This is a genomic window from Rhizobium sp. Root708, from assembly GCF_001429725.1.
Lineage (GTDB): Bacteria > Pseudomonadota > Alphaproteobacteria > Rhizobiales > Rhizobiaceae > Rhizobium.
Genome location: NZ_LMHV01000043.1, coordinates 23,001 through 45,239 on the forward strand (window position 1 = coordinate 23,001; position 22,239 = coordinate 45,239).

Genomic DNA, 22,239 nt, shown 5'->3' on the forward strand with positions numbered 1-22,239 from the left:
GATCACGCCGGTTCCCGGTGGTGTCGGTCCGATGACGATCGCCATGCTGATGGCCAACACCGTGATCGCCGCTCATCGGTCGGCCGGGCAGACGCCGCCCGTGTTCTGATCAGCGCGACGGTGCCGCGCCCGTCGAGGCGCGGACGATCAGTTCGGTCTTCCACAGTTCCTGCTCGGGAAATGGCCCCTCCTGCTTGATCGTGCCGATCAGGCGTTGGGCAATACGGACGCCGGCGGCCCGCAGCGGCGACCGCGTGGTCGTCAGCGGCACCGAAAAATTCTCGGGCTTCAGATGCGGCAGCACGTCGTCATGGGCGATCAAGGATATGTCCTCGCCAAGCTTGAGGCCGGCCTGCGTCACCGCGCGGATGGCGCCAAGCGCGAGCACCGTGCTTGAACAGAGCACGGCGGTCGGCTGTTCCGGCAATTGCAGGAAGCGTTCCATCGCCGCCTGTCCCGGCTCATCGGTCATCGGCGTGTGGCTGATGCAGTCTTCGGGCAGTTCCAGGCCACGTTCCGCCAGCGCGGCGATGACACCCCTCTTGCGACGGATCGCGAAGTCGAGAGGCTCCGGCCCGTTCATCAATGCGAACCGCGTATGACCGAGCTGCAGAAGCAGTTTCGTCGCGTCGTAGAACGCGCCTTCGTTGTCGATGTCGAGATAAGGGTAGTCCGGCTCCGAACCGAAGGATCGGCCGTGAACCAGAAAGGGTACCGACAGCGATTTCAGCAGCGGCACCCGCGGGTCATGTCCGCGCATATAGGCAACGAACAACGCGTCCACGTCGCCGCTGATCGCAAGCCGCCGCAGTGCGCCCATTTCATCATTGGCGTCAGCAGGCATGATCACGAAATGAAAGTCGTGACGAACAGCCTCCTCGCCAAGGCCGGTGAGGAACTCGCCGAAATGCACGTCCGAATAGTCGCCGGGCGCGGTCGGCATGACGAGGCCGATCGACCCCGCCTTGCCTGTCGCGAGCCGCTGAGCCGCCTTGTTCGGCCGGTAGCCGGTCTCCTTGACGGCGCGCAGTACACGCTCCCGGGTCGCTTCATTGACTTCGGGATAGCCGTTGAGTGCCCTGCTGACTGTCGTCTGCGACAGGCCCAGCAATTCCGATAGCTGTTTGAGATTCACGTGTTATGCTTCCTCCAACGCGCCTTGAAGCTCGTCTCTCCCAAACAGCATCCAAAGCGCTTTTACTTATGTTAGCAATTGCCCCGCTTGACTCAAGAAAAATCGCTCCATATTCCCGGTGAAGTAGCGCTGCACTGCGATATTTGGGGCCTCCAAGGGCGAGTACGCAAAATAGCTTGACTCTTTTCCTTGGAAAGTGAAATGAGTGAATTGTCAAAGCGCTTTGGAAACACGTCAGAGCGCGGTTGGGATTGTGATGGGAGGTTGATCACATGAAGAAGACGTTTTTGATGGGCGTTGCGATCGCGGCGCTGCTTTCCGGCGCTGCGTCTGCCGCCGATCTCAAGTTCGCCCCTGGGCAGGACTCCAAGTTTAACTGGAAGAGCTACGACGAGTTCAAGGCGGCGCATGCCGACCTCAAGGGCCAGGAAATGACCATTTTCGGTCCCTGGCGCGGTGAGGACGAGGCGTTCTTCCGCACCATTCTGGCATACTTCACCGAGGCCACCGGCATCGACGTGAAGTACTCCTCGTCTGAAAACTACGAGCAGCAGATCGTCATCGACACGCAGGCCGGCTCGCCGCCGAACGTTGCGATCCTGCCGCAGCCGGGTCTTCTGGCCGATCTCGCCGGCAAGGGTTTCCTGACCCCACTCGGCGAAGATAACTCCAAGTGGATCAAGGACAACTACGGCGCCGGCGACAGCTGGGTCGGTTACGGCACCTACAAGGGCAAGGACGGCAAGGAAGCCTTCTACGCTTTCCCATACAAGGCCGACGTGAAGTCGCTCGTCTGGTATGTTCCTGAGAATTTCAAGGAAGCCGGCTACAAGGTCCCGACGACCATGGAAGAGCTCCATGCCCTGACGGATCAGATCGTCAAGGACGGCGGCGTTCCGTGGTGCATCGGTCTCGGTTCTGGCGGTGCGACCGGCTGGCCGGCAACCGACTGGATCGAAGACATCATGCTGCGTCAGCAGAAGCCTGATGTTTACGACAAGTGGACGACCAACGAAGTGAAGTTCACCGATCCGGCTGTCGTGGCTGCGATCGAGGAATTCGGTTCGTTTGCGAAGAACGAAAAGTATGTTGATGGTGGTGTCGCCGCCGTCGCTGCGACCGACTTCCGTGACAGTCCGAAGGGTCTCTTCGGTGTTCCCCCGAAGTGCTACCTGCACCACCAGGCTTCGTTCATTCCGTCCTTCTTCCCTGAAGGCACGAAGCTCGGTCAGGACGCCGACTTCTTCTACATGCCGACCTATGCGGCCCATGCCGACCTCGGCAAGCCGGTTCTCGGTGCGGGCACCCTGGTCACGATCACCAAGGACTCCAAGCCGGCTCGCGCTTTCGTCGACTTCCTGAAGACGCCGATCGCTCACGAAGTCTGGATGGCGCAGTCGAGCTTCCTCACGCCGTACAAAGGTGTGAACGCGGCCGCTTACGCCAACGACCAGATGAAGAGGGAAGGCGAGATCCTGTCGACCGCGACCACCTTCCGCTTCGACGGTTCCGACCTGATGCCGGGCAAGATCGGCGCGGGCGCATTCTGGACCGGCATGGTCGATTTCGTTGGTGGAAAGTCTGCTGAAGACACCGCCAAGGAAATCCAGAGCGCCTGGGATGCCATCAAGTAACATCGCCTGAGTTCCATGCCGCCTGATGTGGCGGCGTGGCCGAAATACGTGGCCGGATACTGAAGGTGTCCGGCCATTGTCGCCTCTCCTGTTGCTTGAGCGACGGCCAGAGGCACGCAAACCCTTCAGATAGACAAGGGTAGCAGGGGAGGGACGAATGCTATCGCAGATAGTTTCCGCTTTGGGGGTCGTGGTCGTGGCAGTGTTTGCCTGCTCGGCCTATTTCTATTTCTCGAACAAGATACTGGATTGGTCGCTGCCCGTCAGGGACGGTGACATCTATTCAGCAGCGCGAAATCTCAATCGCCGCGGGATGATCCGTCCCTGGCTGTTCATAGGGCCTGCGCTTTTCCTGCTTGTCGTCTATCTCGTCTATCCGGTCATCGCGACGCTGATCCTGTCGTTCTACGACCGGTCAGGCGAACAGTTCGTGGGCTTCGCGAACTACCAGTGGGCTTTGACCGATCGCGAATTCCGCCAGTCGATCTTCAACAACATCCTCTGGCTCGCCGTCGTGCCGGCTGCCTGCACCTTCTTCGGCCTCGTCATCGCCGTGATGACCGACCGCATCTGGTGGGGCAACATCGCCAAGAGCATCGTCTTCATGCCGATGGCGATCTCCTTCGTCGGCGCATCCGTCATCTGGAAGTTCATCTACGAGTATCGCGGCGGCAACGACACGCAGATCGGTCTCCTGAACGCGATCGTGCAGCTGTTCGGTGGCGCGCCGCAGGTGTGGATCTCGGTGCCTTTCTGGAACAACTTCTTCCTGATGGTGATCCTCATCTGGATCCAGACCGGCTTCGCCATGGTGATCCTGTCCGCGGCTCTTCGCGGCATTCCCGAGGAAACGATCGAAGCGGCTGTGATCGACGGCGCCAATGGCTGGCAGATCTTCTGGCGCATTATGGTCCCTCAGGTATGGGGCACGATCGCCGTCGTCTGGACCACCATCACCATTCTCGTGCTTAAGGTCTTCGACATCGTGCTCACCATGACCAACGGTCAATGGAACACGATGGTTCTCGCCAACCTGATGTTCAACTGGCTCTTCCGTGGCGGCGGCGATTCCGGCCGAAGCGCGGTCATCGCCTTGATCATCATGCTGGCCGTGACGCCGATCATGGTCTGGAACGTTCGCCGCGCCAATCGCGAACTCGGAGGCCACTGAGATGACGTTCATCCGAGATTTCTTCAAGATCGGCCCGGCTCGTCTGTTCGTCCACTTCGCGGTGCTGGTCATCGTCATACTCTGGCTGATCCCGACGCTCGGCATCTTCGTCAGCGCCCTGCGCGACAAGGACCAGCTCGTGTCTTCAGGCTGGTGGACGGCCTTTGCCGGCTCCTCTCGAACGGTGGCCGGTCGCCTTGGGCAGCCGGACCAACAGCAACAGGACGGTGCGGTCTACGTCATTTCAGGCAACGTGCTTGAAGGGCAGCAGGGGCGCTCGATCAATGCGTTCGGCACGCGTGTCCAGCAGCCGGCGGCCTACAAGGCTGGCGAGACGGCCGACCTCGGTGACGGTCTCTCTCTGACTGTCAACAAGGACGGCACCTATCGCTACACCAAGCCCGCCGCCTTTGGTCCGGATGACGGCGGTCGACGCGTCTATATCTCGGTCGCAACGCCTGCGGAATTCACCTTGCAGAACTATCGCAACGTTCTGACAAGCGAAGGCATCGGCCAGTCCTTCATCAACTCGCTGACGGTCACCATCCCCGCGACCATCATCCCGATCCTTATCGCTGCTTTTGCGGCCTATGCGCTGAGCTGGATGGAGTTTCCAGGGCGCGCATTGCTGATCGCCCTCGTCGTCGGCCTGATCGTCGTGCCGCTGCAGATGTCGCTGATCCCGCTTCTGCGTCTCTACAATCACGTCGGCATGCTGCTCGACACGCCCTCGAAGACCTATCCCGGCATCTGGTTGGCGCACACCGCTTTCGGCATGCCGCTCGCGATCTATCTGCTGCGTGCCTATATCGCCGGTCTCCCCAGGGAGATCATCGAATCCGCTCGCGTCGATGGCGCCAGCGACTTCGAAATCTTTACCCGTATCGTACTGCCTTTATCCTTCCCTGCGCTCGCGTCCTTCGCGATCTTCCAGTTCCTCTGGGTGTGGAACGACCTGCTCGTTGCCATGGTCTTTCTCGGCACCGACCGGGATCATCTCGTCCTGACAGGCGCCTTGAACGCGCTGCTCGGCTCGCGTGGTGGCAACTGGGAAATCCTGACGGCGTCAGCCTTCGTCACCATCATCGTACCGCTGCTCGTGTTCTTCTCTCTGCAGCGTTATCTGGTGCGTGGTCTGCTCGCGGGTTCGGTCAAGGGCGGTTGAGAACCCACAGCACCAACAGGAAACATGAGCATGGCATCCCAATCCATTTTGACGGCCGACAAGGACTGGTGGCGCGGCGCGGTGATCTATCAGATCTACCCGCGCTCGTTCCAGGATTCCAACGGCGACGGTATCGGTGACCTCAAGGGGATCACCGCCCGCCTGCCGCATGTCGCAAGCCTCGGCGCCGACGCGATCTGGATTTCGCCTTTCTTCACTTCGCCGATGCGCGATTTTGGCTACGACGTTTCCGACTACGAGAACGTCGATTCTATCTTCGGTACGCTTGTCGATTTCGACACACTGATTGCCGAGGCACATCGCCTCGGCATTCGCGTAATGATCGACCTCGTCATCTCGCACAGCTCGGACCAGCATCCCTGGTTTGTCGAAAGCCGCTCGAGCAGAACCAATGCCAAGGCAGACTGGTATGTCTGGGCCGATTCCAAGCCCGATGGCACGCCGCCGAACAACTGGCTGTCGATCTTCGGCGGCTCCGCATGGGCGTGGGATCCGACGCGCATGCAGTATTACATGCATAATTTCCTGACCTCGCAGCCGGACATGAACCTGCATAATCCCGAGGTTCAGGACCGTCTGCTCGACGTCGTCCGCTTCTGGCTGAAGCGTGGCGTCGATGGCTTCCGCCTCGACACCATCAACTTCTACTTCCACGACAAGGAACTGCGCGACAACCCGGCTCTCGCGCCGGAGCGCCGCAACGCCTCGACGGCTCCCGCGGTCAATCCCTATAACTTCCAGGAGCACATCTACGACAAGAACCGGCCGGAGAACCTGGAGTTCCTGAAGCGGTTCCGTGCGGTGCTTGAGGAATTTCCGGCAATCGCCGCAGTCGGTGAGGTGGGCGACAGCCAGCGCGGTCTGGAGATCGTCGGCGAATACACCTCCGGCAACGACAAGATGCACATGTGCTACGCCTTCGAGTTCCTGGCGCCCGACCCGCTTTCGCCGGAGCGCGTCGAGGAAGTCATGGAGGATTTCGCGGCGGCTGCGCCAGACGGATGGGCCTGCTGGGCTTTTTCCAACCACGACGTCGTCCGCCACATCAGCCGTTGGGGTTCGCTGGTGGCCGATCGTGATGCGTTCGCCAAGCAATATGCTTCGCTGCTGATGACCATGCGCGGTTCGGTCTGCATCTATCAGGGCGAAGAGCTCGGATTGACCGAAGCCGATCTTGCCTACGAAGACCTGCAGGATCCCTACGGCATCCAGTTCTGGCCCGAGTTCAAGGGCCGCGACGGTTGCCGTACGCCGATGGTATGGGACAGCCAGGTCGCTCAGGGCGGGTTCTCGACCGTCAAGCCATGGCTGCCGGTACCGGTCGAGCATATTCTGCGTGCCGTCAGCGTTCAGCAGGGAGACGAGAATTCGGTGCTGGAGCACTATCGTCGGTTCCTTGCCTTCCGCAAACTCTATCCGGCTTTCGCAAAGGGCGAGATCGAGTTTATGGAGCCGCAGGACGACGCCCTGCTTTTCGTCCGTGAGTACGGAAACGAGAAGCTGCTCTGCGTCTTCAACATGAGCCCTGCCGAAAGCAACGTTGTTTTGCCTGCGGGCGATTGGCAAGCGTTGACGGGTCATGGCTTCGTCAGCAATAACTATGGCGACAAGATCGATATGCCGGCTTGGGGAGCGTATTTCGCTCGTCTTGCCTAAGGGAATCTGGAGGAGGAACTAGATGACTGGACTGACGCTCAAGGACATTCGCAAGTCCTATGGTTCCGTGGACGTGCTCCACGGCATCGACCTGGAGATCAAGGAAGGCGAATTCGTGGTCTTCGTCGGTCCATCGGGCTGCGGCAAGTCCACGCTGCTGCGCATGATCGCCGGCCTCGAGAACATCACGGGCGGCGACATGTACATCGATGGCCAGCTGGTCAACGACGTTCCGCCGTCGAAGCGCGGCATTGCCATGGTCTTCCAGTCCTATGCGCTCTATCCGCATATGACCGTTTACGACAACATGGCGTTCGGCATGAAGATCGCCGGCGAAAGCAAGCAGGAAATCGACCGGCGCGTTCGCGCGGCGGCCGACAGCCTGCAGCTGGGCAAATACCTGGACCGCCTGCCGAAGGCACTGTCGGGTGGTCAGCGCCAGCGCGTCGCCATCGGTCGCGCCATCTGCCGCAATCCGAAGGTCTTCCTTTTCGACGAGCCGCTGTCGAACCTCGATGCCGCACTTCGCGTCGCGACCCGTATCGAGATCGCCCGTCTCAACGAGCAGATGGCCGATACCACGATGATCTACGTCACCCACGACCAGGTCGAGGCAATGACGCTTGCCGACCGCATCGTGGTCCTGTCGGCGGGCAATATCGAACAGGTTGGCGCGCCGCTGGAACTCTACGAGCGCCCGGCCAATCTCTTCGTCGCGAAGTTCATCGGCTCGCCTGCCATGAATGTGATCCCGGCAACCGTCATGGAAACGGGCAATGCCACGACCGTCACGTTGACGGGCGGCAAGTCCGTGACGCTCGATATCCCGACCGCTACGTCCGAGAAGGGCAAGACCGCAAGCTTCGGCGTCCGCCCCGAGGATCTGCGTATCGCCGGTCCGACTGACGACTATCTGTTCGAAGGCGAGGTTTCGATCGTCGAAGCACTCGGCGAGGTTACCCTGCTCTACATCGAAGGTCTCGTTCAGGGCGAACCGATCATCGTCAAGCTGCCTGGCATCTATGACGTGAAGAGGGGTCAGAAGATGCATTTCGAAGCCGATCGCTCGAAGTTGCATCTCTTCGATGCCGAGGGCCGTACCTACCGCAAGTGAGCGGTGGCTTCTACTGAATAGGATCGCCCGGAAGCGCTAGCCGCTTTCGGGCTTTTTATTGCGTTCCGATCAGGTGTGCCACGGCGGTTCGCGTTGTTCCGATAGTGGCCGGAACTGCAGGAGATTGCAGCTGCTTCTCACGTTCTGTTAAGTAACGGACGTTAGTATTTCTTGATTGAATATCGTGGGGAATACGGCTGTGGCTGCATCCAATCAAATGCCTTCCGGACACTTTCTGAACAAAGAGGAATCCTTCATGTACGACCGCGAAGCGCGGTTTAAAATGGAGGACACGATGAATGCCGCGCGCATCGAATATACGGAGAAGGGCGTCATGCACATGGCGTCCCGCCGGTGCGACATCATCCGTATCTCGAAGAGCGGCGCGGTTCTGGCAATCCTCACGCATTTTAACCTGCCCAAGCAGTTCTATCTCGATATCCCGGATGCGCGGATCACCAAGGTGGGCTGCATGTTGATGCGGGTAAACGCCAACAATACGGTCGAAGTTCGCTTCCTCCGTCTGGTCAATGACAAGGAACTGAACAAGATCTTCGTCTACAGCACGCATCCGGCCCATCGCGATCGCGTCCTCGATATTCGCGGCTGATTTCTTCCGACTGCAAAAAGCAAAGGCCCGCGAGCTGTCTCGCGGGCCTTTGTCGTTTGGATCTGCCTTGCGGCCTAGTGGAAGAGAACGCTGGCGCCGCGATCCGAAGCGCCGACCGAGCGACGGAAGGGCGCGAAAAGCTCGCGGCCCATGCCGAATTCGTTTTCGGAAAGATCCGCAACGACAGCCTCGCGCTCCGCCATATCAGCAGCATCGACAAGCACCTCAAGCGTGCCGGCAATCGCATCGAGGCGAATGATGTCGCCGTCCTTGATGCGGGCGATCGGGCCGCCATCGACGGCCTCCGGCGTGACGTGGATTGCCGCCGGCACCTTGCCCGAAGCGCCGGACATGCGGCCGTCCGTCAGCAACGCAACGCGGAAGCCACGGTCCTGAAGCACGCCGAGCGGCGGCGTCAGCTTGTGCAGTTCCGGCATGCCGTTGGCCTTCGGCCCCTGGAAACGGACGACGGCGATGAAATCCTTGTTCAGCTTGCCTTCCTTGAAGGCGTCCTGCAGTTCCTGCTGGCTGTGGAAGACGACCGCCGGCGCTTCGATCACATGTCGGTCCGCCTTCACTGCCGAGATCTTGATGACCGCCTTGCCGATATTGCCGCGAAGCATCTTCAGGCCGCCATTGGCCTGGAAGGGTGTTTCGATGCTGGCGAGTACCTTCGGATCGACGCTCTTCTCCGGTGCCGGCTCGCGCACGATCGCGCCGTTGTCACCGAGACGCGGGTCGATGGTGTAGGCCTGCAGGCCGTGGCCAAAGACGGTGCGCACGTCGTCGTGGACCATGCCCTGCTTCAGCAATTCCTTGATGAGGAAGCCCATGCCGCCGGCGGCGTGGAAGTGGTTCACATCGGCCAGTCCGTTCGGATAGACGCGCGCCAGCAGCGGCACGATCTCGGAGAGTTCGGCAATGTCCTGCCAGGTCAGCTGGATACCAGCAGCCCGCGCCATTGCGACAAGGTGCAGCGTGTGGTTCGTCGAGCCGCCGGTGGCGTGCAGTCCGACGACGCCGTTGACGACCGAGCGCTCGTCGATCATCTCGCCGGCCGGCGTGAATTCGTTGCCCTGCGCGGTGATCGCCAACGCACGCTTGGCGGCTTCGCGGGTGAAAGCTTCGCGCAGCGGCGTGCCCGGATTGATGAAGGAAGAGCCGGGCATATGGAAGCCCATGATCTCCATCAGCATCTGGTTGGAGTTTGCTGTGCCGTAGAAGGTGCAGGTGCCCGGGCCGTGGTAGGACTTGGACTCGGCTTCCAGCAGTTCGGCGCGGCCGACCTTGCCCTCGGCATAGAGCTGGCGCACGCGTGACTTTTCGTCGTTCGGCAGGCCCGATGTCATCGGACCGGCCGGCACGAAGATCGCCGGCAGGTGGCCGAAGGAGAGGGCGGCGATGACGAGACCAGGCACGATCTTGTCGCAGACGCCGAGGAAGAGCGCGGCATCGAACATGTTGTGCGACAGGCCAACGCCGGCGGCCATCGCGATCAGGTCGCGGGAGAACAGCGAGAGCTCCATGCCCGGCTGACCCTGGGTGACGCCGTCGCACATCGCCGGAACAGCGCCGGCCACCTGTGCGATGCCGCCTGCCGCCGCAGCTGCCTCACGGAGGATCGCCGGATAGGTCTCGAACGGCTGATGCGCGGAAAGCATGTCATTGTAGGAGGTGATGATGCCGAGATTAAGCACGCGGTCACCCGCAAGTGCGTCCTTCTCGGCGGGGGAACAGACCGCGAAGCCGTGCGCAAGATTGGCGCAACCGAGAACCGAGCGGTTTACGCTCTTCGAGGCCGCATTGCGCAGGCGCTCCAGATAAAGTTCGCGCGTCGGTTTCGATCGTTCGACAATACGGGCGGTGATCGCAGAAATGCGTGCATTAGCGGACATGGGAGTTATCCTGCCTTGGTTGCTCTTCAAATTTTCGTTCGCGGCTGCTGCCGAGCTCTATGGAGCCCAGTAGACTTCGACCGGACTTGCCGCCCGCCGAAGAATGGCGCGGATCGGCATCTCTGCCTCGTCGCCGGCGCCCTCAGCCTTTGTCAGGACGTCCTTCTTGCTGTCGCCTTCGATATGAAGCACGAGCAGCTTTGCATCCTGGAGGCTTGAGAAGGTGAAGGTCAGCCGCGGTTCACCCGCTCCGTCAGCCTCCATGGTAATGATACCACGCGGCGTTTTCGCGTCGAGAGCGGCTTTCAGGTTGCTGCCACCAGGGAAGAACGAGGCCGTGTGACCATCGCCGCCCATCCCGAGGATAGCAACATCGAAGGGGTTGCCGATTGCCGCGGTGGCGGCCGTCGCGAGTTTCGCGGCGTCTTCGACCGAATCTGCCGCCTGGTAGAGCGGCAGGAAGCTTGCGGCCTTGGCCTTGTTCTGCAGCAGGTTTTCGGCCACCAGCAGATGGTTGGAGCGCGGGTTGTCGGCCGGAACAAAGCGTTCGTCCACGAGTGTGACCGTCACCTTTGTCCAGTCGAGATCGCGCGCTGAAAGCTCCTGGAAGAAGCGCTTCGGCGTCGAGCCGCCGGAGACGGCAATGGTTGCCGTTCCCCGGGCGTCGATTGCTGCGGTAAGCGAGGCAACGACGTTGTCGGCCAGGTTGCGAGCCAGTTCTGCGCCATCGGCAAAAGCATGCATCGTCGCTGCCATCGTCTCGATCCTTAGAGGTTATCGTGCCAGGTGCGGCCGTCACGCTCGATGAGCGCGATCGACTGGCTGGGGCCCCAGGTGCCGGCGGTGTAACCCTGAACCTTCTGGCCGGTGGATTCCCAGCCCTTCAGGATCGGATCGACCCACTGCCACGCCGCCTCGACTTCGTCGCGGCGCATGAACAGCGTCTGGTTGGAACGGATGACGTCCATCAGCAGGCGCTCGTAAGCGTCCGGGTTGCGAACCTGGAAGGCATCCGCAAAGCTCATGTCGAGCGAAACGTTGCGCAGGCGCATTCCGCCCGGGCCCGGGTCCTTGATCATCAGAGACTGCTTGACGCCTTCGTCAGGCTGCAGGCGGATGATCAGTTGGTTCTGGTTGATGCGACCGGCGGCCTGATCGAAGATCGTGTGCGGGATCGGCTTGAAGGTGATGACGATCTCCGACATGCGGCCGGCGAGGCGCTTGCCGGTGCGGATGTAGAAGGGAACGCCGGCCCAGCGCCAGTTGTTGATTTCGGCCTTGATGGCGACGAAGGTTTCGGTGTTGGACACGCCGCCTTCGAGCTCTTCGAGGTAACCCTTGACCGGGCCGCCCGCCGAAGCGCCGGCGCGATACTGGCCGCGCACGGTTGCCTGCTCGACATTCGAGGCGTCGATCGGCTTCAGGGCGCGCAGCACCTTCAGCTTCTCGTCGCGGACCGCTTCGGAATCCATCGAGGATGGGACTTCCATGGCAACCAGGCAGACCAGCTGCATGATGTGGTTCTGCACCATGTCACGCAGCGCACCGGCGGTGTCGTAGTAACCGGCACGGCCTTCGAGGCCGACCGACTCGGCAACCGTGATCTGCACGTGGTCGATATGGTTGGCATTCCACAGCGGCTCGTAGAGCGCGTTGGCGAAGCGCAGAGCCATCAGGTTCTGCACGGTTTCCTTGCCGAGGTAGTGGTCGATGCGGAAGATTTGTTCTTCCTTGAAGACCTTGCCGATCGTGTCGTTGAGCGACAGCGCCGATGCGAGGTCGCGACCGATCGGCTTCTCGACAACGATGCGCGTCGACTTGGTGATCAGCTTGTGGTCGTGAATCTTCTGAGAGATGTCGCCGAAAATGCCCGGTGCGACAGCGAGGTAGAAGGCGCGGACGCGATCCTTGCCTTCATCGAGCAGCTTCTTCAGCTGATCCCAGCCGGCGTCCGAACGCGCATCGACAGGCACGTAGTAGAGACGCTTCAGGAACTTCTCGACTTCGGCTTCGTCGTATTCGCCCTTTTTCAGATGCTCCTTCAGAGCGTCTTCGGCAAACTTGCGATATTCCTCGTGCGTAAGCGGGCTGCGCGATGCGCCGATAACGCGGGTGGGTTCGGAGAACTGGCCTTCGACCTGACGATGATAAAGCGCCGGCAGCAACTTGCGTTCCGCAAGGTCGCCGCTGCCGCCGAAAACGACATAATCAAAGGGTTCAACGGGGATGATTTGGCTGCTCATGAGGTTGTCTCTCAATCAGACGGGTTATTGGCTCTTTAATCTAATCGATTTAAAAAAGCCAGTGTGCGATGCAATGAATCTCTCGGAAACAGGTTTTAGATCGAATTGCCGCGCGATGAAATCCGCAATCTGACTAAAACTTGTCGCGCAGTGCAAACCACGAGAGCGCCAGGAAAAGCAGCGGTGCGCGCATCGCCGGACCTCCTGGAAAAGCCGGAATATCGAGCGACTTGAAAAGATCGAGATCCGCCGATTTTCCAAGAACAGTTTCCGCGTAGAGCTTGCCGCAATAGTTGGACAACATCACGCCATGGCCGGAGTAGCCGCCGATCGATGTCACGCCGGGCATCACCTCACGCACGAAGGGTTGGCGGGGCATGGTGATGCCGACCGAGCCGCCCCAGGCATGGCTGATCTCGATATTGCCGAGCGCCGGATAGATCTCGGCGATCTGCCGGCGGATGTGCTCGGTAATGTCGCGCGGATTGTCCGCCGTGTAGGCTTCGCGCCCGCCAAAGAGCAGCCGCCCGTCCTTCGACTTGCGGAAATAGCGCACGACGAAGCGTGAATCCGCCACCGCCTCGGCTCCGGGCAACACGTCCGGATGCTTGTCGAGCGGCACGGTGGCGCCGATGAAGGAGCGGATCGGCATCACATGGCTTGCCGTGACAGGTTCGAGATTGCCGATATAGCCGTTGCAGGCGATCAGCACCTTGTCGGCAGTGATCGTGCCGCGCGGTGTCTCGATCATCACCTTGCTGCTGCCATGAAGGATCGCCGAGGCTTTCGTCATCTCGAAGATCTGCGCTCCGGCGTTGGCTGCAACGCGGGCGAGCCCGATCAGAAACTTCAGCGGGTTTATGTGGCCGGTTCCGGTGTCGCGAACGCCGCAGAAATAGCGCGTCGAGCCGAGCCGTTCTTGTGTCTCCGTTTTGTCCATGAAGCGCAGATGCGGATAATTGTAGCGCATCGCCGCGATCTCGGCGTTCTCGTAATAGTCGGCCTTGTAGCTCTCCTTGTGCGCCACGTTCATCTGACCCGGCATGTAGTCCATGTCGATCTGATGTTCCGTGGCGAAGTCGAGGAGGTGCTGTTTGGCGGCCTCGGCAACATCGAAGAGGGCGCGGGACCGCTCATAGCCGATCTTTTCCTCAAGCTCTTCCGGCCACCAGCGCTGGCCGGTGCCGAGCTGTCCGCCGTTGCGGCCGGAGGCGCCGTCGCCAAACCGGCACGCCTCGATGAGAATCACCGAGACGCCTGACTTGGCGAGATTGTAGGCCGCCTGCAGGCCAGTGTAGCCGCCGCCGATGATGGCGACGTCACATGTCTTCGAGCCGTCCATTTCGGGATAGGTCGGCCGCTCGCCCGACGTGGCTTGGTACCACGAAATGCCGGGCGCAATGGGGCTCTGCCATCTCTCCTGCGATGTCATGACCGAGCCCTCCCTATACGTTCAGCAGAAGGAATTCGCGCTCCCACGGACTGATCACCTGCATGAAGGTTTCGAACTCTCCACGCTTCACGCCGGCATAGATGCCGAGGAACTCCTTGCCGAACACTTCCACAAAGGCTTCCTCTTCTTCCATCAGCGCGACGGCTTCCAGAAGCCCGCGCGGCAAATCGATCGAGCCCTCGTTTGCCGTATCTTCCGTCGGCGCAGTCGGCTCGATGCCCCTGGTGATACCAAGCAGACCCGAGGCAAGCGAGGCGGCGAGCGCGAGATAGGGATTGGCATCCGAACTCGGCAGGCGGTTTTCAACACGCCTTGCCTGCGGATCGGACACCGGCACGCGGAATGCCGTCGTGCGGTTGTCATAGCCCCAGGCATTGTTGACGGGTGCCGACATGTCGGGCGTCAGTCGCCGGTAGGAGTTCACATAGGGCGCCAGCATCACCATCGAGCTCGGCACGTATTTCTGCAGGCCGCCGATGAAGTGGAAGAACTCGCGAGAGGCCGAACCATCGGGGTTCGAGAAGATGTTCTTGCCCGTCTCGCTGTCGACCACCGACTGGTGGATGTGCATCGCTGAACCCGGCTGCCCCTGCATCGGCTTGGCCATGAAGGTCGCGTAGATGCCGTGCTTCATCGCCGCTTCGCGGATCGTGCGCTTGAACAGGAATACCTGGTCGGCAAGCTCGATCGGATTGCCGTGGCGCAGGTTGATTTCGAGCTGCGCGGGCCCTTCCTCGTGGATCAGCGTATCGATCTCGAGACCCTGCTTTTCCGAGAAGTGGTAGATGTCGTCGATCAGTTCGTCGAACTCGTTGATGCCGGCGATCGAATAGCCCTGACCGCCAAGGATCGAGCGGCCGGAGCGGCCCTTCGGCGGATGCAGCGGATAATCAGGGTCGTCGTTCTTGGCGACGAGATAGAATTCGATCTCGGGCGCGACGATCGGTTTCCAGCCGCGGTCGGCATAGAGCTTCAGCACGCGCTTCAGGACGTTCCGCGGCGTGTAGGGAACCTCTTCCCCATCCACGCTGACGATATCGCAGATCACCTGCGCCGTCGGATCGGTTTCCCAGGGCACGACCGAAAGCGTCGAAAGATCGGGCACCAGCTTGAGGTCGCTGTCGCGCGGCTCGTAGCGGAAGCTTTCGGTCTCGTCGGGATATTCGCCGGAGATGGTGTGGCGATAGATCGCCGAGGGCAGCGCAAGCGAGGTGTTCGAGGTGAACTTGGAGCTCGGCATCATCTTGCCGCGCGGTACGCCTGCTAGGTCAGGCGTGATGCATTCGATGTCTTCGATACCGCGTGCCCGCAAGAACCGCGCTGCTTCCTTCCAGTTTTCAACGCCGCGCTGGTGTCCGGGATCCGGGGGTGTCTTTTTCGAGGCGGGTACGTTTCTGGCAGGCTTCAGCGTCGTCTTTTTTGGGGACATGACACACCGGTTTGCGTGAATCTTGGCGGCATCATAGCCAGAGTTTGGCAATTGGCGAGGGGGAGGGCACGTTGACTTTCGCCCATTGATGGAAAAAGAAGACGTCTTTCGACAAGGGAAATGGTTTTGCAGCGAAAAAGCGATGTGATCGTCATCGGCGCGGGCGCCGCCGGCATGATGTGCGCCATTCGCGCCGCCCAGCGGGGGCGCTCGGTCGTGGTTCTCGATCATGCGAAGTCGCCGGGCGAGAAGATCCGCATTTCAGGCGGCGGACGCTGCAATTTCACCAATATCCATGCCGGTCCGAAAAGCTTCCTGTCCGCCAATCCGCATTTCTGCAAGTCGGCTCTGGCGCGCTTCACGCCGTCGGATTTCATTGCCATGGTCGATCGCCATCGTATCGCTTGGCACGAGAAGACGCTTGGCCAGTTGTTCTGCGACGACAGCGCCAAGGACATAATCCACATGCTTCTCGACGAGATGCGGGCCGCGGGTGCAACGCTGCATCTGCGCACCGAGATCGGTGACGTCGAGCGAAGCAGCGATGGCTTCCGCATCGCGACCTCCGAAGGCGCATATGAATGCAGCTCGCTGGTCATCGCGACCGGCGGCAAGTCCATTCCGAAGATGGGCGCGACAGGCTTTGCCTATCGCATCGCCGAGCAGTTCGGTCTCGCGATGGTCGAAACGCGACCCGGCCTCGTGCCGCTGACGCTGGATCAGGCGACGCTCGAAAGCCTTTCCGAACTGTCGGGCATATCGGCGCCGGCTGAAATTCGCCACGGCAAGACGGCGTTCCGCGAAGCGCTGCTTTTCACGCATCGCGGTCTCAGCGGTCCGGCGATCCTGCAGATCTCGTCCTTCTGGCGCGAGGGGGATGACATCACCGTCGACATCGAGCCGGATGTCGATCTGTTCGAGCATTTAAGGGCAGCAAAGAAGGCCAATGGCCGGCAGTCGGCCCAGACGGCGCTGGGCGAAATCCTGCCGAAGCGATTGGCGCAGTATCTGACCGAGCGCGCGGGCATTGTCGGGCATATGGCCGATCTTTCCGACAAGGCTCTGTTGCGTCTGGCGGACGCTGCGCAGAATTGGAAGATCAAGCCGTCAGGGTCGGAAGGATACCGGACGGCGGAGGTGACGCTCGGGGGTCTCGACACCGCGGCTCTGGATTCACGCACGATGCAGGCGAAGAGCGTTCCCGGCCTCTATTTCATCGGCGAATGCGTCGACGTGACCGGTTGGCTCGGCGGCTACAATTTCCAATGGGCCTGGGCATCGGGTTTTGCCGCCGGTGAATCTTTGTAGAAGCAAAGCGAGCGGATAGATTCAATAGTTCTTAAGAAGGGTGCGCCATCCTGCCTCAATGACAGCTGAAATAAGCTTCCTAAATAAAGCTTTACGTACCAACTGTTTTGTTGGATTGTTGTGTCAGAGAGAAGTGAGGTTCTGCCGATGAACAGGAACACACGACGCGCCCGCGCCATTGCAATTGCCCAGACCAAGCCTGACAGCCGCGTGACGGCCTTGCGATATCTGGTGCTCTCTCTCAGTGCTTTCTCCGCGATCGCCGCGCTTCTCCTCGCGCGCGTTTTCTAGCACACTCCGGAACGCCGATGCGCTGGTTTGGTGGCAGGAATGGCCGCCATCTGGCCGATAAATCGATTTGAATGCCGGTTTCTGCCATATACGCTTATCCGAAAATTAACATCTCCTCTGCGACAGTTGGTGGATGATTTATAGGGACGCTTGACGCTTGCCGTTAAGCGCTGTGGCAATGATTGCCGTCCGGGCTAGCCCCGGGGATCCCCGTTGTTCCAAAAAAAGCAGCTCGATGCACTCGGTCGATGCCATTTCGCGGCATCGGTGGGAGGAGTGGTGTATGGAAGGCCGGAACCGCCATGTTTATTGATAGGATTCTTTCCCGCTTTAAGATCAAGACGAAAGTATTGATCTTTGTACTGCCGTTTGTTGTCAGCATTTCCGCGGTCGGCCTGACGGGTCTCTATGCCTCGGGCTTGCTGCAGGGACGCATGGAAATTTCCAACAGCGTCCTTCAGTCCCTGAGCGGGTTCAAGGATCTTTACGGTTCGATGGACGACTTCCTGCGCATCACCAGCCAGGACGCGCGCGACAAGCTTTATAGCGACATCGGTACGCAGCAGGATACGCTGGGCTCGACCCTGAAGCAGATCGGCGAGAATGCCGGACGCGGCAACCTGCAGGCAGCCAAGGACGGCACGTCGGGTATTTCCGATACCGTCGGCAAGCTCTGGACGCTTCACGAGCAGGAGCTTTCCCTGCGCAAGTCCATCGACGATGCACAGAAGGTCATGATCAGCAGCCGCTTCAACGTCAATTACGACGCCCAGCAGCTGGAAGAGAATATCCGCAAGGATGAGGGGAATGCGACCGCGACGCTGCGCGCCGCCGATCGCCTGTTGAAGGGTGGAGATACCCTTGCCGGCGTCATGGGCGATTTCAGCAAGGCGCAATCCCCGGCTGACAAGCTGAAGGTCGTCACCGACGCGATCCCTGCGATTTCCAAGGCGCAGCGCCTGATCGAGATTTCGGTTCCGCAGAACCAGAAGAGCATGACCCAGTCGCTGTCGCAGACGATCAGCGATGTGAAGGCGCAGGCGACCGCCGCCGATGCCGGCACGGATGAGGCGATCACCAATCTCGGCCGCCTCGTATCGCGCTTCCGCCAGATGTCGACCTACACCCAGCTCACGGCCACGCAGATGATGCGCGAAGCCACCACAACCTTCGTGGAGCTCGACAGCCGCATCGCGCAGACCAATTCCGTGCTCGAAGACACGCGCCGGCTCGAGAGCGCGATCTATTCCCTGCAGCTCGTGCTCGGCGAATTTGCCGCCAAGCCGACCAAGGAGAACCGCGTCCGCCTGCATCAGGAAATCGCGACGCTCGGCACCAATCTGAATACGCTGCTTGCCAGCGCCAAGGGCATGAACTTCGCGGAAGACATCGTTGCCGCGATGTCGCCGGCCCTCGCTTCCATGGACAAGGATGCGCAGAGCCTTGTGGAGACGATCGATCAGCGCGTCGCCGACTATGCCTCTGCTCGTCAGCAGCTGGATGGCGTCTGGGGTGAGTTGACGGCCTTCGCCGAGCTGCAGAAACAGACGGCAGGCGCCGAGCGCACCCAGGCGAATGGCATCTCCGTCCTCACGACCGGCCTCGGCATCGTTCTTTCCATCATTGGCGGCATCGCGCTGGTCCTGACGCTGCAGCGTCCGATCGGCCAGATCACGGCGGCGATGCGCCGTATCGCCGATGGGGCTCTCGACACCAGCATTTCGGGCGAACAGCGCCGCGACGAGATTGGCGACATGGCGCGTGCTCTCGGCATCTTCAAGGACAATGCGATCTCGAAGATCCGTATCGAGGAGCAGAGCGAGGAAGAGCGCGCCGCGACCGACAGGGAGCGTCAGCGCAACGACTCCGAGAAGCGCGAAATGGATCGCCAGATCGAGTTCGCCGTCAACGAGCTCGCCGCCGGTCTCGAACGCATGTCGCAGGGTGATATCTCCACCACGATCGACACGCCGTTCATCGGTCGCCTCGAACAGCTCCGTCAGGATTTCAACGGTTCGATGCTGCGTCTGCAGGCTTCGATGAGCCAGATCCGCGACAATGTTCAGATGATCCAGGGCAACGGCAACCAGATGGCGCAGTCGGCCGAGGATTTGTCGAAGCGCACTGAACAGCAGGCAGCCTCGCTGGAGGAAACCGCCGCCGCCGTCGATCAGATCACGGTAACGGTTCGTTCGTCCGCCGAGCGCGCCAAGGACGCCGATCAGATCGTCCGCGCCGCCAAGCGCAGCGCCGACGACTCCGCCACCGTCGTCAACAATGCGATCGACGCCATGGGCCGGATCGAAGGCGCGTCGCGCCAGATCGAGCAGATCATCGGCGTCATCGACGAGATCGCGTTCCAGACCAACCTTCTTGCGCTCAATGCCGGCATCGAGGCCGCACGCGCCGGCGACGCGGGCAAGGGCTTCGCGGTTGTCGCCATGGAAGTCCGCGAACTCGCGCAGCGCTCCGCGGCGGCAGCCCAGGAGATCAAGGGGCTGATCAACAAGTCGACGACGGAAGTGAACTCCGGTTCGCAGTTCGTCCAGGAGACCGGGACGGTGCTCGCCAAGATCAGCGCGCAGATCGTCACGATCAGTCAGCATGTGGAAATGATCGCCCGCGCAAGCAACGACCAGTCGAGCGCTCTGCAGGAGGTCAACGCCACCGTCAATCAGATGGACCAGATGACGCAACAGAACGCGGCAATGGTCGAGGAAACGACGGCTGCAAGCCGCGGGCTTGCCGACGAGGCCGACGCGCTGCTGCACCTCATCCAGCAGTTCAAGATCGAAGGTGGCGTGCCCCATAAGATCTACCGCGCGGCGTAATCAACGCTGCCACCGAAAGACCAAAGGCCTCGCATTGCGGGGCCTTTTCTTTTTTTCAGCAGCCGCGCCCATGTTGAATTTTGACAATCGTCAATTTTCAGGGTTTTCTTAAATTTCTTTCGCTAGCGTCGATGCCATCTGTTTCTCGAGGTATCAATGCTCCGCCTTTTCTCCGCATCCATCGTTCGTCAGATTGTCGCCATCGCGCTCGGCCTGCTGATCTTCAGTACCGTCGCGATCGTCTCTGTGACCTATTACAATCTGAGCTCCTACGTGATGACGAGCGCCGTCTCCGATGCGAAGGATGCGAGCCGGGCCATGGCGGTGCTGTACGGCGCTGCCGACCCGGCCGCCAAGGTCGATGTCAGCGACAACGCGCTTCTCGGTTTGACCGAAGAAAAGCTCCCCGCGCTCGGCGATCATGCGCTTGTCGACCGCACCGCCCAGTCCATTGGCGGCGTCGCGACGGTGTTCGAGCGCCAGGGTGGCGACTACGTCCGCGTCTCGACAAACGTGAAAAAGGAAAACGGCGACCGGGCCGTCGGTACCAAACTCGCAGCCAATCACCCCGCGCAGGCTGTGCTGGCAAATGGCCAGGCCTATTATGGCCCGGCGGATCTGTTTGGCCGTAAGTTCATGACCGGCTACTTCCCGGTCAAGAATTCAGCCGGGGCCAATGTCGGCGTCCTCTTCATCGGCATCCCGATGGAAGTCTATTACAGCAGCCTGAACCAGCTGCTGACGCTGGTCGTCGGTGTTGGTGTCGGCGTACTCGCTCTGATGGGTATCCTGGCATACTTTGCTGTCCGCGCTTCCGTGCGCCCGCTTGAAGCCCTGACGGCGACCATCCACGGGATCTCTGCCGGAAAGCTAGACGGCGCGGTCCCCTGTCTTGAGAAGCAGAACGAATTCGGCGCCATCGGCCGTGCCCTCGCCCAGTTCCAGGACAGCGCCCGTGCGCGTCAGTTGCTGGAAACGCAGGCGGCCGAACAACGCCAGTTGAGCGACGCCGAGCGCTCGCGCAACGATGCCGAGAAGCGTACTCTCGACGGCCAGATCGACTTCGCCGTCACCGAACTCGCCATGGGGCTTGGCCGCCTGGCGCAGGGAGATGTGTCGCAGACCATCCAGACGCCGTTCGTCGGTCGCCTGGAGCAGCTGCGTGTCGATTTCAACGCGTCGCTGGTCCGGTTGCAGGACACGCTCTCGCGGATCCGCGACAACGCCTCCGTGATCCACGACAATTCGGGAGCCATGCGCTCCTCTGCCGATGAGCTCTCGAAGCGCACCGAAGCCCAGGCCGCAAGCCTCGAAGAAACGGCGGCAGCCGTCGAGGAAATCACGGTAACGGTCCGCTCGTCCGCAGCGCGTGCCCGCGAGGCGAATGATGCGGTTTCGGAAACGAAGAAGACCGCCGACAGCTCCGGCGCTGTCGTCAGCGACGCGATCGCGGCCATGGATCGCATCGAGCAGGCGTCGAAGCAGATCGAGCAGATCATCGAAGTCATCGACGATATCGCCTTCCAGACCAATCTTTTGGCGCTGAACGCCGGTATCGAGGCGGCGCGCGCCGGTGAGGCCGGAAAGGGCTTTGCCGTCGTGGCGCAGGAAGTCCGTGAACTCGCCCAGCGATCGGCCGATGCTGCCCGTGAAATCAAGGGCCTGATCGAGAAGTCGACCCGCGAAGTCAACGCCGGCTCGACGCTGGTACAGAAGACCGGCGCCGTCCTTGCCTCGATCAGCCACGAAATCATCGCCATCAGCAAGCATGTCGAAACGATCGCGACGGCAAGCCAGGACCAGTCCGCCGCGCTGCAGGAAGTGAACGGTTCGGTCAACGCGATGGACCAGATGACCCAGCAGAACGCGGCAATGGTCGAAGATACGACACAGGCGAGCCGCCAGCTCGCCCATGAGGCCGATACGCTGATGACCTTGATCCGGCAGTTCCGCATCGACGCGGCGACGCCTGCCGACTACTTCGCCAGGAATGCGGCGTGACGCGAGTCGCATTCCTGTCCACTCGCTGATGAACGCCTTCGGCGACGGAGGCGGAGGGACGTGAGAAAGGCTGCAAGCCGGGCCGGAGGCGACTGTCCGACAGTATCGTAGAAGGCCTGTTCGGCGGCCGGTGTTTGCCGGTCGCTGGCGGCGAACTGCCGTTCGGCGAGAAACGAGAAGGCGATATACTCAAGCATGGTGATGTCCTCTTGCTGGAACATCGCTTTAGTTATCCCTCAAAATCTGCTTCATAAACCAGAGATATCCCATTATGTTTTTCAC

At 60.8% G+C, this 22,239-nt stretch carries 17 protein-coding genes; 10 read left to right on the forward strand and 7 right to left on the reverse strand.

The genetic code is table 11. The features are described from left to right. Positions 1-109: 109 nt before the first annotated feature. On the reverse strand, positions 110-1,135 hold the full coding sequence (locus tag ASE04_RS24575) for a LacI family DNA-binding transcriptional regulator (RefSeq protein WP_056824157.1): 1,026 nt from the start codon (positions 1,133-1,135) through the stop codon (positions 110-112). 272 nt (positions 1,136-1,407) lie between these two features. Here ASE04_RS24575 and ASE04_RS24580 point away from each other — a divergent pair, with 272 nt between their 5' ends. The 6 genes from ASE04_RS24580 (at position 1,408) to ASE04_RS24605 (ending at position 8,506) form a co-directional block, all read left to right on the forward strand. Next, positions 1,408-2,769: an ABC transporter substrate-binding protein gene (locus ASE04_RS24580; protein WP_056824160.1), complete on the forward strand. Its 1,362-nt coding sequence runs from the start codon at positions 1,408-1,410 to the stop codon at positions 2,767-2,769. A gap of 157 nt (positions 2,770-2,926) precedes the next feature. After that, complete coding sequence (locus ASE04_RS24585) at positions 2,927-3,940, forward strand: carbohydrate ABC transporter permease (RefSeq protein ID WP_056824163.1); 1,014 nt, start codon at positions 2,927-2,929, stop codon at positions 3,938-3,940. A gap of 1 nt (position 3,941) precedes the next feature. Next, complete coding sequence (locus ASE04_RS24590) at positions 3,942-5,105, forward strand: carbohydrate ABC transporter permease (protein ID WP_056824167.1); 1,164 nt, start codon at positions 3,942-3,944, stop codon at positions 5,103-5,105. Between the two features lie 24 nt (positions 5,106-5,129). After that, the gene (gene bglA / locus ASE04_RS24595) at positions 5,130-6,782 is read left to right on the forward strand and encodes a beta-galactosidase BglA (RefSeq protein ID WP_056824170.1); all 1,653 of its coding nucleotides are present in this window, start codon (positions 5,130-5,132) and stop codon (positions 6,780-6,782) included. A 22-nt stretch (positions 6,783-6,804) separates the two neighbouring features. After that, positions 6,805-7,896, forward strand: coding sequence for an ABC transporter ATP-binding protein (locus tag ASE04_RS24600; protein WP_056824173.1), 1,092 nt, complete (start codon positions 6,805-6,807; stop codon positions 7,894-7,896). Positions 7,897-8,152: 256 nt separating this feature from the next. Continuing rightward, positions 8,153-8,506 (forward strand): hypothetical protein, encoded by a 354-nt coding sequence (locus ASE04_RS24605; protein ID WP_056825711.1) that lies wholly within the window; start codon positions 8,153-8,155, stop codon positions 8,504-8,506. 74 nt (positions 8,507-8,580) lie between these two features. On the opposite strand, the gene edd is transcribed toward ASE04_RS24605, so the two are convergent. The 5 genes from edd to ASE04_RS24630 form a co-directional block, all read right to left on the reverse strand. Continuing rightward, positions 8,581-10,401 (reverse strand): phosphogluconate dehydratase, encoded by a 1,821-nt coding sequence (gene edd / locus ASE04_RS24610; protein WP_056824176.1) that lies wholly within the window; start codon positions 10,399-10,401, stop codon positions 8,581-8,583. A 57-nt stretch (positions 10,402-10,458) separates the two neighbouring features. Next, positions 10,459-11,157, reverse strand: coding sequence for a 6-phosphogluconolactonase (gene pgl / locus ASE04_RS24615; protein ID WP_056824180.1), 699 nt, complete (start codon positions 11,155-11,157; stop codon positions 10,459-10,461). Between the two features lie 11 nt (positions 11,158-11,168). Then, complete coding sequence (gene zwf / locus ASE04_RS24620; RefSeq protein WP_056824184.1) at positions 11,169-12,644, reverse strand: glucose-6-phosphate dehydrogenase; 1,476 nt, start codon at positions 12,642-12,644, stop codon at positions 11,169-11,171. 133 nt (positions 12,645-12,777) lie between these two features. Continuing rightward, entirely contained in the window at positions 12,778-14,076 is a 1,299-nt protein-coding gene (locus ASE04_RS24625; RefSeq protein ID WP_056824187.1) for an NAD(P)/FAD-dependent oxidoreductase, read from the reverse strand. A 13-nt stretch (positions 14,077-14,089) separates the two neighbouring features. After that, entirely contained in the window at positions 14,090-15,526 is a 1,437-nt protein-coding gene (locus tag ASE04_RS24630) for a glutamine synthetase family protein (protein WP_056824191.1), read from the reverse strand. Positions 15,527-15,646: 120 nt separating this feature from the next. Between ASE04_RS24630 and ASE04_RS24635 the strand changes: the two genes are divergently transcribed. The 4 genes from ASE04_RS24635 (at position 15,647) to ASE04_RS24645 (ending at position 21,957) form a co-directional block, all read left to right on the forward strand. Continuing rightward, positions 15,647-16,834: an NAD(P)/FAD-dependent oxidoreductase gene (locus tag ASE04_RS24635; protein ID WP_056824194.1), complete on the forward strand. Its 1,188-nt coding sequence runs from the start codon at positions 15,647-15,649 to the stop codon at positions 16,832-16,834. Positions 16,835-16,981: 147 nt separating this feature from the next. Continuing rightward, complete coding sequence (locus tag ASE04_RS31275; protein WP_194273741.1) at positions 16,982-17,125, forward strand: hypothetical protein; 144 nt, start codon at positions 16,982-16,984, stop codon at positions 17,123-17,125. A gap of 302 nt (positions 17,126-17,427) precedes the next feature. Next, entirely contained in the window at positions 17,428-19,956 is a 2,529-nt protein-coding gene (locus ASE04_RS24640) for a methyl-accepting chemotaxis protein (protein WP_056824197.1), read from the forward strand. Positions 19,957-20,112: 156 nt separating this feature from the next. Beyond that, on the forward strand, positions 20,113-21,957 hold the full coding sequence (locus ASE04_RS24645) for a methyl-accepting chemotaxis protein (protein ID WP_056824199.1): 1,845 nt from the start codon (positions 20,113-20,115) through the stop codon (positions 21,955-21,957). On the opposite strand, the gene ASE04_RS24650 is transcribed toward ASE04_RS24645, so the two are convergent. After that, positions 21,933-22,178 (reverse strand): hypothetical protein, encoded by a 246-nt coding sequence (locus ASE04_RS24650; protein ID WP_056824201.1) that lies wholly within the window; start codon positions 22,176-22,178, stop codon positions 21,933-21,935. The two genes, ASE04_RS24645 and ASE04_RS24650, sit on opposite strands and share 25 nt — an antisense overlap. Between the last annotated feature and the right edge of the window lie 61 nt (positions 22,179-22,239).